Origin of the sequence: Pseudoflavonifractor sp. An85 (genome assembly GCF_002161235.1) — a bacterium.
GTDB lineage: Bacteria > Bacillota > Clostridia > Oscillospirales > Oscillospiraceae > Enterenecus.
This window is the reverse complement of record NZ_NFHE01000006.1, coordinates 85513-96587: the sequence shown is the minus strand read 5'-3', so window position 1 is coordinate 96587 and position 11075 is coordinate 85513. Positions and strand designations below refer to the sequence as shown.

At 51.6% G+C, this 11075-nt stretch carries 7 protein-coding genes; all 7 read left to right on the top strand.

Features of this window, described 5'->3' with window-relative positions:
- The first annotated feature begins 65 nt into the window (after positions 1-65).
- Positions 66-1568 (top strand): DNA methylase, encoded by a 1503-nt coding sequence (locus B5G37_RS04820; RefSeq protein ID WP_087254732.1) that lies wholly within the window; start codon positions 66-68, stop codon positions 1566-1568.
- Positions 1565-1996, top strand: coding sequence for a hypothetical protein (locus B5G37_RS04815; protein ID WP_087254729.1), 432 nt, complete (start codon positions 1565-1567; stop codon positions 1994-1996). Before B5G37_RS04820 ends, B5G37_RS04815 begins: the two co-directional genes overlap by 4 nt.
- 269 nt (positions 1997-2265) lie before the next feature.
- Positions 2266-3702: an adenylosuccinate lyase gene (gene purB, locus B5G37_RS04810; protein WP_087254726.1), complete on the top strand. Its 1437-nt coding sequence runs from the start codon at positions 2266-2268 to the stop codon at positions 3700-3702.
- A 39-nt stretch (positions 3703-3741) separates the two neighbouring features.
- Positions 3742-4728: an ATP-dependent 6-phosphofructokinase gene (locus B5G37_RS04805; RefSeq protein ID WP_087254723.1), complete on the top strand. Its 987-nt coding sequence runs from the start codon at positions 3742-3744 to the stop codon at positions 4726-4728.
- Positions 4729-4883: 155 nt separating this feature from the next.
- Positions 4884-7535 (top strand): magnesium-translocating P-type ATPase, encoded by a 2652-nt coding sequence (gene mgtA / locus B5G37_RS04800; RefSeq protein WP_343229683.1) that lies wholly within the window; start codon positions 4884-4886, stop codon positions 7533-7535.
- A 17-nt stretch (positions 7536-7552) separates the two neighbouring features.
- On the top strand, positions 7553-8050 hold the full coding sequence (locus tag B5G37_RS04795) for a winged helix-turn-helix domain-containing protein (RefSeq protein WP_087254718.1): 498 nt from the start codon (positions 7553-7555) through the stop codon (positions 8048-8050).
- A 249-nt stretch (positions 8051-8299) separates the two neighbouring features.
- On the top strand, positions 8300-11065 hold the full coding sequence (gene mgtA / locus B5G37_RS04790) for a magnesium-translocating P-type ATPase (RefSeq protein WP_087254715.1): 2766 nt from the start codon (positions 8300-8302) through the stop codon (positions 11063-11065).
- The last annotated feature ends 10 nt before the right edge of the window (positions 11066-11075 follow it).

Sequence of the window (11075 nt, the reverse complement as noted above, 5' to 3'; positions counted from 1 at the left end):
CCCACATAAGGGACATTCTCTGTGATAGAATGACCACAACAAACAGGAAAGGTGGGATATGAATTGTGGAGGGGAGAACGTACCTGTCCATTGATTTAAAGTCGTTTTACGCCTCGGTGGAATGTATGGAGCGTGGCCTGGATCCTATGACCACCAACCTGGTGGTGGCGGATCAGACCCGCACAGAGAAAACCATCTGTTTGGCGGTGTCCCCGTCCTTGAAGGCCTACGGCATTCCAGGACGGCCTAGACTGTTTGAAGTGGTGCAGAAAGTCAAGCAGATCAACGCCCAGCGACAGCAGCAGGCGCCGGGGCGGGTGTTATCTGGGGCCTCTTACCATGACCCCCAAGTGAGAACCAATCCTGGTTTGGCTCTGGACTTTTTGGTGGCGCCGCCCCAAATGGCCCATTACATTCACTTTAGTACCCGAATTTATCAGGTGTACCTGAAATATGTGGCCCCAGAGGATATGCACGTCTATTCCATCGACGAGGTATTCATGGATGTGACTCATTATCTGGAGACCTACCGCATGACTGCCCGGGAGTTGGCCAAAACCATCCTGTTGGATGTGCTCCGCACCACAGGGATTACGGCCACGGCGGGAATTGGTACCAATCTCTATCTGGCCAAGGTGGCCATGGATATCGAAGCCAAGCACATTCCTCCCGACGAAGATGGGGTACGCATAGCCTGTCTGGACGAGAACAGCTACCGCCGCAATCTCTGGGCCCACCGACCTCTGACGAATTTTTGGCGGGTGGGCCGGGGTTACGCCAAGAAATTGGAACGGCAAGGTTTGTACACCATGGGGGATATCGCCCGGTGCTCTCTGGGGAAACCCACGGACTACTACAACGAGAACCTCTTGTATAAACTGTTTGGCGTCAATGCAGAGTTGCTCATTGACCACGCCTGGGGCTGGGAACCGTGTACCATGGCGGACATTAAGGCGTATCGTCCCATGTCCAACAGCGTAGGGGCCGGACAGGTGCTCCAATCCCCATACCCATTCCAACAGGCGCGCTTGGTGGTACAAGAAATGGCGGATCGTCTGGTGCTGGACTTGGTGGATCATCGTCTGGTCACCGACCAAATTACCCTGACTGTGGGCTATGATCGAGAAAATCTGGCAGACCCACAACGCAGAGTGGCGTATCAGGGGGAGATTACTACGGATGCCTATGGCAGAGCCGTTCCCAAACATGCTCATGGCACTGCCCACCTGGATGGATACACATCTTCCACCGAGGAGATTGTGTACGCCATGGTTCAGCTGTTTGACCGCATTGTAAACCCCAACTTGCTGGTACGCCGGCTGAACATCGCCGCTAACCACGTGGTAAGCGAAGACTGCGTTGCGTCACAGAAAGTGCAGCAGCTGAGCCTTTTTGACGCAGATCAAAAACCAAAAGAGACCCAGCGCACCCGGGAGCGCAAGCAACAGCAGGCCATTTTGAACATTCAGAAAAAGTATGGGAAAAATGCTCTGCTCAAGGGGATGAATCTCCAGGAGGGGGCCACCGCCCGTGACCGGAACAACCAGATTGGAGGGCACAAGGCATGACCAGTGACCAGAAACACCCCTATGCCGATCTGCTGGATGTGCCACGGCCCACGCGGCACATCCACCCACCCATGCCTCTCGGGGATCGGGCGGCGCAGTTTGCCCCTTTTGCAGCTTTAACGGGGCATTATGCGGCCATTTTGGAGACGGCCCGTGTCACCCAGAGTCGGATGCAGCTCACCGAAGATGAAAAGGAACAGTTGGATTACAAGCAGCAGCTGTTGCATGCCCATGTGGCCCAGAATCCGGCGGTGACCGTGACATATTTTGTGCCAGATGCGAAAAAGGATGGAGGGGAATACCGGGTTCTCTCCGGCCACTTGCGTGGCATTAACCGATATCGACGTATTTTTTGCCTCATGGATGGCACAGAAATTCCCCTGGATGATATTGTGGAGCTCAGTAGTCCTTTATATCAAGAACAATAAAATCGTATATTGTGAAAAACCTTCTGGAAAATTTGATGTTGTGGCACTCCATGACATGTCAATGACCAGAAGGTTTTTCGCGGGAAGGGAAAGGAACATGTTTCGCTCCAACCAACGTTTTTCCATGGACATCTTGTCCCGATTGGCGAATTGTGCTATAATGCAATCATCTATGGGACATTGAAATGATTGCTGTTTTTTGTTCCTGAAAGAAGCGGGGAAAACGTAGTTTCGCCCTGCTTACATCCAATAAGGGGGTTCTTTTCACCGTGAACAAATCTATTTACGAAAGTCCTCTCTCGTCTCGCTATGCCAGCGATGAGATGCAGTACATCTTCTCGCCGGACAAGAAGTTTTCCACGTGGCGCAAGCTGTGGGTTGCACTGGCCCGCGCTGAGATGGAGCTGGGCCTGCCCGTCACTCAGGAGCAAATTCAGGAGATGGAGGCTCATCTGACCGATATCGACTATGAGCTGGCCGCTCAAAAGGAAAAGGAGCTGCGTCACGATGTCATGGCGCACATCCACACCTTTGGTACGCTGTGTCCCAAGGCCATGCCCATCATTCACCTGGGTGCTACCAGCTGTTATGTAGGTGACAACACCGACGTGATTATCATGCGGGAAGGCCTGATGCTGATCCGGGACAAACTGGTGCGGGTGCTCTCCAATCTGTCCGACTTCGCCACCAAATATAAGGCTCTGCCCACTCTGGGCTTCACCCATTTCCAGGCTGCCCAGCTGGTCACGGTGGGCAAGCGGGCTACCCTGTGGATGAATGAGTTGCTGATGGATCTGGATGAGATCGAGTATCGCATTTCTACCCTGAAGCTGCTGGGCTGTAAGGGTACTACTGGTACCCAGGCTTCCTTCCTGGAGCTGTTTGAGGGTGACCACGAAAAGTGTAAGGAGCTGGATCGTCGGATTGCCAAGGAGATGGGCTTTGAGGCCTCTGTCCCTGTGTCTGGTCAGACCTACTCCCGTAAGGTGGATTCTGCGGTTCTTTCCACGTTGGCCGGCATTGCCCAGTCTGCCAGCAAGTTTGCCACTGATGTGCGCCTGCTGTGTCACCTCAAGGAAGTGGAAGAGCCCTTTGAGAGCAAGCAGATTGGATCTTCTGCCATGCCCTACAAGCGCAACCCCATGCGCTGTGAGCGCATCTGTGCTCTGTCACGGTATGTGATGGCTGACGTGATGAACCCCATTGTCACTGCCGCTTCTCAGTGGTTTGAGCGCACATTGGACGACTCCGCCAACAAGCGCATTTCTGTACCTGAGGCGTTCCTGGCTGTGGATGCCATTCTCAATATCTATGAGAATGTTTCTGCCGGTCTGGTGGTACATGAGAAGGTAATCGAAAAGCACATTATGGAGGAACTTCCCTTCATGGCCAGTGAGAACATCATGATGGACGCTGTGAAGAAGGGTGGGGACCGTCAGGAACTCCACGAGCGCATTCGTGTACATGCCTTGGAGGCCGGCCACAACGTGAAGGATCTGGGCTTGAACAACAACCTCATCGACCTGATTGCCGAAGATCCCCTCTTTGGCATGAGCCGAGAGGAGCTGGTGGCTCATATGGAGCCTTCCCGCTACATCGGCCGCTGTCCCCAGCAGGTGGATGATTTTATTGCGGAGTTTGTGGCTCCTGTCCTCGCCTCTCACGCACAGGCCATTACTGGGGTTCATACGGAACTGAAGGTTTAATCAACTCATACAAATCTTTCTATCTTGGGAGGTCTCAATATGGATACTGCAGTGCATCGTATCGGCGTATTTACCAGTGGCGGGGATGCCCCCGGCATGAATGCCGCCATTCGAGCGGTGGTTCGAACTTCTCTTCACATGGGCATTGAGTGCATTGGTATTCGCCGTGGCTATCACGGTTTGATCAATGGTGACTTTGCCCGTCTCGACTTTGAGAGCGTCAGCGACATCTCCCGCCGCGGCGGTACCATTCTGTACTCCGCCCGTAGCCTGGAGTTCAAGGAGGAGGCCGGTCGAAACAAAGCCCTTGCCACCTGCAAGCTGCTGGGCTTGGATGCTCTGGTGGGCATCGGTGGCGACGGTACTTTCCGTGGCCTTTTGACTCTGGCTGACAGCGGTATTTCCGTGATCGGCATTCCTGGTACCATTGACAATGATATTGCTTGTTCGTCCTATACCATCGGTTACGATACCGCCTGCAACACCGCTCTGGAGAGCATTGACCGGCTTCGCGACACTATGAAGTCCCACGAGCGCTGCTCTGTGGTGGAGGTCATGGGCCACCGTGCAGGCCACCTGGCTGTGGCTGTTGGTATCTCCTGCGGCGCCACTGTGGTGCTGGTGCCCGAGCAACCGGTGGACTTCCAGCGGGATGTCATCACCCCTATTCGCCAGGCACGTTTGGGTGGACGCACTCACTTCATGGTCATCGTGGCCGAGGGTGTACCCGGCGGCGGTTACGGCGTGGCTCAGCAGATCAAGGAGTATACCGCTCTGGATACCCGTGTGACTGTGTTGGGACACGTCCAGCGCGGCGGCTCTCCCACTTCCCGGGATCGTATGGTGGCTACCAATATGGGTTATCACGCGGTTCGTCTTCTGGCCGAAGGCAAGACTTGCCGTGTGGTTGCCATGAACGGGGATGATATTGTGGACTACGACATCACCGAAGCCCTGGGTATGAAGAAGGCTATCGATGAGAACAGCCTGTCCATGCTCCGTGACCTCACCGGTGTTCACGGTTAACTTTACGACAGCAACATACAACAAAGGAATAGCCTCAAGCCACAGCGATGGCTTGAGGCTATTCTTGTTCATGGATGAAAGGAAACAAGGAAAAAGCAAGATTTCCAAAAGCGCAATCTATGGTAAGATAAGAGGACGACATGGAGGTGGGGCAAGTGAAAGAAGACCGGTCCGTTCATCCGAGAGTTCTGGATTACGCATACACACAGATCGACGTGCTACGCCAAGAATGGAACGTCTCCCAACAGGGATATACCGATGAGCAAGTAGAGGAAAGCCGGAGTCGATATGGCAGAAATGTCTTGTCCGGAAGAGCCTCAAATACGGTGCTCTACCGAGTGCGGCGCGCATTTATCAATCCATTTTCCATGATCTTATTGGTGCTAGCTGTAATTTCTTTTGTGACAGACGTACTTCTTGCATCGAATTTCAGTCGAAACATGACCACTGTGACCATTATTTTGAGCATGTTGCTGGTGAGTGGATTGGTTCGATTGACCCAAGAGATGCGAGCTAAACACGTGGCAGATCGCCTGACAAAAATGATTGCTTCCCGTGCCATGGTCCTTCGCAATGGGGAGTGGGTGGAAGTTTCGTCCGCGGAACTGGTGGTGGGAGATACCGTCCGCTTCTTTGCTGGAGATCGGGTTCCGGCAGACATTCGTTTGACCATGGTCAAAGATCTGTTTGTGTCTCAGTCGGTGTTAACAGGGGAAAGCACCATTTTGGAAAAGCAATCCCAACCTCTTTCACCAGGAAAGCGACACTCTTATGCGGAATATCGGAATCTTGCCTTTATGGGGTCTTCGGTGGTTGGAGGTATCGGTGAAGGAATTGTGCTTGCTGTGGGTCAGGACACGGTCTACGGGGGGTTCTCTCGAGCTGAGGCCAGGGAAAGTGACCGATTTGACCAGGGAGCCAATTCCATTGCGCGGGTTCTGATTCAATTCATGGCCATTTTGATTCCCATTGTTTTTCTGGCCAGTGGTGCCACCAAAGGAAATTGGATATCAGCGTTTCTGTTTGCATTGTCGGTAGCAGTCGGATTAACTCCGGAACTACTCCCCATGGTCATCAACGCTTGTCTGGCCAAAGGCAGCGCTGCTATGGGTAAAAAACAGACGATCGTCAAGAACATCAACGCCATGCAGGGTTTTGGCAGCATGGATATCCTTTGCGTGGATAAAACCGGAACATTAACTGGCGACCAAATTGCACTGGAGTATTACATGGATGTTTTGGGCAATGAAAGTCAGGAAGTCTTGGATTACGCATATTTGAACAGTCGATACCATACCGGCGTCAAGAACCACTTGGATAGTGCCATTTTGAAATGCCAGGATATGCCGGGGCACGGCGAGCACTTTCAAAGCCTGGAAGCCCAGCACCCAAAGCTGGACGAGCTTCCTTTTGACTACGAGCGGAAGCTGGCCAGCATTTTGGTGCAACACGGGGAGGAGAACATACTTCTAGTCAAGGGCAGCGTGGATGCTGTGTGTCGGCGGTGCAGTGGTGTGGAATATAAGGGCGTGCGCAGGGACATGGGGGCAGATGGGCTCTCCAGCGTACACACAATCGTGGATGAAATGTTGGAAGACGGCATGAAGGTTTTAGCCGTGGCGTACAAGCCCCTGGATCTGGAATGGATGGAGGAAGGAGACGAGCAGGGCCTCATCCTCCTGGGATACCTGGCCTTCTTTGACGCACCCAAGCGCACAGCGGCGGATGCCATTGAAAAGCTACAGAACCTTCACGTGGGCATCCGCGTACTAACTGGCGATCAAAAGAGCGTGGCGGTCTCCATATGTCGCAGGTTGGGAATTGATGTAGTAGAGACTTTGACCGGAGAAGAATTGGAGCGCTTGACAGAGGATGAATTGCCGGTGAGAGTGGAGCGGACAACTGTATTCGCAGAACTTTCTCCCAAACAAAAGGTGCTGGTGTTGCAGACGTTGCAGGCAAATGGACATACAGTAGGTTTTTTGGGAGATGGCATGAACGATTTGCCTGCCATTGTGGCATCCGATGTAGGTATTTCGGTGGACACAGCTGCCGATGCCGTGAAGGAAGGCGCCGATGTCATTCTGCTGAAAAAAGATCTGAATGTACTGGAAGCAGGCATTGAGGAGGGGCGCAAAGCTTTTGCCAACGTGTCCAAATACATTAAAATTACTGCTTCCTCCAACTTTGGAAACATCCTTTCCATTGTCGTTGCCAGCGTATTTTTGCCCTTTTTTCCCATGACATCCGTTCAGCTTCTGCTGTTGAACCTCCTCTACGACACGCTGTGTCTGGTGCTGCCCTGGGATCATGTAGACCAAGAAACTTGTGTGCAGCCGTTGGAGTGGTCGGGACGTACCTTGGAGCGTTTTATGAGGTTTTTCGGGCCCATCAGCTCACTATTTGATGTTGTCACATTTGGATATCTGTTTTTCGTGCTGTGTCCTTGGATTTGCGGTGGAAGTTTTGGGGGGCTGAATGAACATGAACAGCTTCGCTTTATCGCTCTATTCCAAACAGGATGGTTTTTGGAATCTATGTGGACACAGGTGCTGATTTTACATTTGCTTCGCACACCAAAAGTGCCGCTGATGCAAAGTAGACCATCTCGTCCTGTGATGATGGTAACCACCTTGGGAATTATCTTTTTTACGGCGCTGACCTTTACTTCCATGGGACATTTGATTGGGTTGACTGCATTGCCGTTTACCTATTTCATCTTCTTAGTGGTGGTGGTTTTGGCGTATCTGCTGTTGGTCACTATGGCCAAGAGCTGGTACATAAAAAAATACCGTGAGTTGCTTTGAGAAAGGAGGAATCTGGAATGAAGAAGAAAATTGGTTTTATCGCTCTGGATTTCGCCTTGACTCAGTGGTTAACGGATAAGCTTCGGCTTTCCGCTCCAGATACGCCGGCAGTAAAAGAGCTGCTGGAAGGGCTCACAGACTTGGTGGACGGCAATATGAGGTCCCTGATGCTGGAGATGGGCGAACAGGATACGCCCATGCCCTCCAATCCCGTCATTCGCTGTTCTACGCTTTCCATTGATCCCAGGTTGCGAAGTGTACAGCGGGATGGTGTAGAGATTGCACTGACTCCCAAGGAGTTTGATATCCTGTATTTTTTGGCGCGCAACCGCGGAGAAGTGTTTACCAAGGAACAAATTTATCAGGCTGTGTGGGAAAACGACTATCTTATGGATGACAGCAATATTATGGCGTTTATTCGAAAGCTGAGAAAGAAAATCGAGCCAAATCCAGATGCACCGGAATATATTCTCACCATCTGGGGGATCGGATATAAGTTCAGCGACAAAGTATAGCAAGGAATTCTAGCCCAATCGCAAGGAAATCGCAAGGTTTTGACCATGTGATTTTCCTTGCGATTTTTTTATACTGATACAGGATGAGAAATCTAAAAGCTGATGCAAAATTACGAGAGGAGGGGAGCACATGGACTCCGACGGTAGTCCCAGTTATCCGTATAGGCATCCTACAGCATATGGAATGTGGAGTGGCATGTTTTCCCTATGTCTGTACTTGCCTTGACTCTATGCAAGGAGGTAAGACCCATGAACCAGAAAGAAAAGCGTATGGCGGTTCGCCAGGACACGGAAAAAGCAATAGCCCGTGAGCAATATAGCCGTTGGATTCAAGATGCAGCCACCAATTCCATTACAGCTGTCATGAACCGATTGCAAGCGGCCCTGTGTGGCCTGGACGAGGAAATGGTGGTGGTGAATCGCAGCGAATATGGCAGCAACAAAGTGACCCATGAAAAGAAAAAATCACTGGCCAAACGGCTGGCTGGAGCATTCATCAATCCATTTACGGCCATTCTGTTTTTTTTAGCAGTGGTATCTACCATAACGGATATGGTACTCCCTTATTTTTCTCTTTTGGGAAGTACGCCAGAGGATTTTGATTGCCTGACCGTGGTCATCATTCTCACCATGGTTCTGATTTCTGGTACCCTTCGGTTCGTTCAGGAATCCAGAAGCGGAAATGCAGCGGAAAAGCTACTGTCCATGATTACCACTACCTGCACAGTTACCCGGAGACGGCAAGAAAAGGTGGAGATTCCCATGGATGACCTGGTAGTAGGAGATATTGTACATCTGTCTGCTGGCGATATGATACCCGCTGATGTGCGTATTTTAGAGGCAAAAGATCTGTTTGTCAGCCAGGCCAGCCTTACGGGGGAAAGCGAGCCAGTGGAGAAAACACCCCATGTCAATGCACCGGCAAAGAGCGTGACGGATTACACTAACATGGCCTTTATGGGCAGCAATGTAATTTCCGGCAGTGCAACGGCAGTTGTGGTTTGTGTAGGTGACCACACACTCTTTGGGTCTATGGCCTCTGCTGTGGCTGGAGAGGCGGTGGAGACCAGCTTTACCAAGGGCGTGAATGCAGTTTCCTGGGTATTGATCCGTTTCATGCTGGTGATGGTGCCGTTGGTATTCTTTATCAATGGCATCACCAAGGGAGACTGGCTGGATGCTTTTTTGTTTGGCATTTCCATTGCGGTGGGACTGACCCCGGAAATGCTCCCTATGATTGTGACCACCTGTCTGGCCAAGGGCGCAGTATCCATGAGTAAAAAGCAGACCATCGTAAAAAATCTCAACTCCATTCAAAATTTTGGGGCCATGAATATCCTGTGTACCGACAAAACGGGCACGTTGACCCAAGATCAAGTGGTGTTGGAGTATCACCTCAATGTCAATGGAAAAGATGACACGCGCGTGCTCCGCCATGCATATCTCAACAGCTACTTCCAGACCGGATATAAAAACCTGATGGATCTTGCCATTATCCATAAGACCGAAGAGGCAGAAGCGGAGGATGCTCGGCTGGTGGATCTGTCGGAACACTATGTCAAAGTGGATGAGATCCCCTTCGACTTTACCCGGCGTCGCTTGACCACTGTGGTACAGGACAAGAACGGAAAGACCCAGATGGTGACCAAGGGTGCTGTGGAGGAAATGCTCTCCATTTGCAGCCATGTGGAGTACGAAGGAGAAGTGCAGCCTCTGAGTGATGAGGTGCGAGGCCGCATTCTCCAGACTGTGGATGAACTCAATGATAAGGGATTCCGTGTATTGGCCATCGCCCAAAAGAGCAATCCGTCTCCGGTGGGGGCTTTTGGAGTGAAAGACGAGTGCGATATGGTATTGATGGGGTATCTGGCTTTCTTAGACCCGCCCAAGGAATCCACCGCAGATGCCATCCGGGCGTTAAAGGCTCACGGTGTGACTACCAAAATCTTGACCGGAGACAACGACAAGGTTACCCGGACCATCTGCAAACAGGTGGGGCTGAAGCTGCGCAATATGCTGCTAGGCTCTGACTTGGAGCGCATGAGTGATGAGGAGCTGGCCAAAGCTGCGGAAACCACCGACGTCTTTGCAAAGCTGACTCCTGAGCAGAAGGCTCGCGTGGTCTCCATTCTGCGGGAGAATGGACATACCGTTGGGTTCATGGGGGATGGTATCAACGATGCCGCGGCCATGAAGTCTGCGGACATCGGTATTTCGGTGGACACAGCTGTGGACGTGGCCAAGGAATCCGCGGATATCATCCTGCTGGAAAAAGATCTGATGGTATTGGAGCAGGGAATCATCGAGGGGCGCAAAACCTATGCCAACATGATCAAGTACATCAAAATGACGGCTTCCTCCAACTTTGGGAATATGTTCTCGGTGTTGGCTGCTTCTGCGCTGTTGCCCTTCCTGCCCATGATGAGCGTGCATCTGATCTTCCTCAATCTGATTTACGACTTGTCCTGTACCGCTATCCCCTGGGATAACGTGGATGAGGAGTTTATTGCAAAGCCCAGAAAGTGGGATGCTTCCAGTGTTGGAAACTTCATGCTGTGGATCGGGCCTACCAGCTCCATCTTTGACTTTACCACTTATCTCTTTATGTACTTTGTCTTCTGTCCCGTGTTTGTCTCGGGCGGGGTGTTGTTCAACGATCTGCCTGCCCATTTCAGCGGATCGGAACTGGCCATGATGCAGGCACAATACATTGGCCTATTCCAGGCAGGGTGGTTTGTGGAGTCCATGTGGAGCCAGACCTTGGTTATCCATATGATCCGAACCCCAAAGCTTCCCTTTATTCAGAGCCGTGCTTCGGCGCCGCTGACATTGCTGACTTTGACTGGAATTACCGTGCTCACTGTGATTCCGTTTACTCCGCTGGGTGCTGCATTGGGATTTGTGGCCTTGCCTGGAGCCTATTTTGCCTACCTGATTCCCTGTATTCTGCTCTACATGATCCTGGCCACCAGCTTGAAAAAAGCCTATGTGCGGCATTATGGAGAACTACTATAAGAACGGAGGA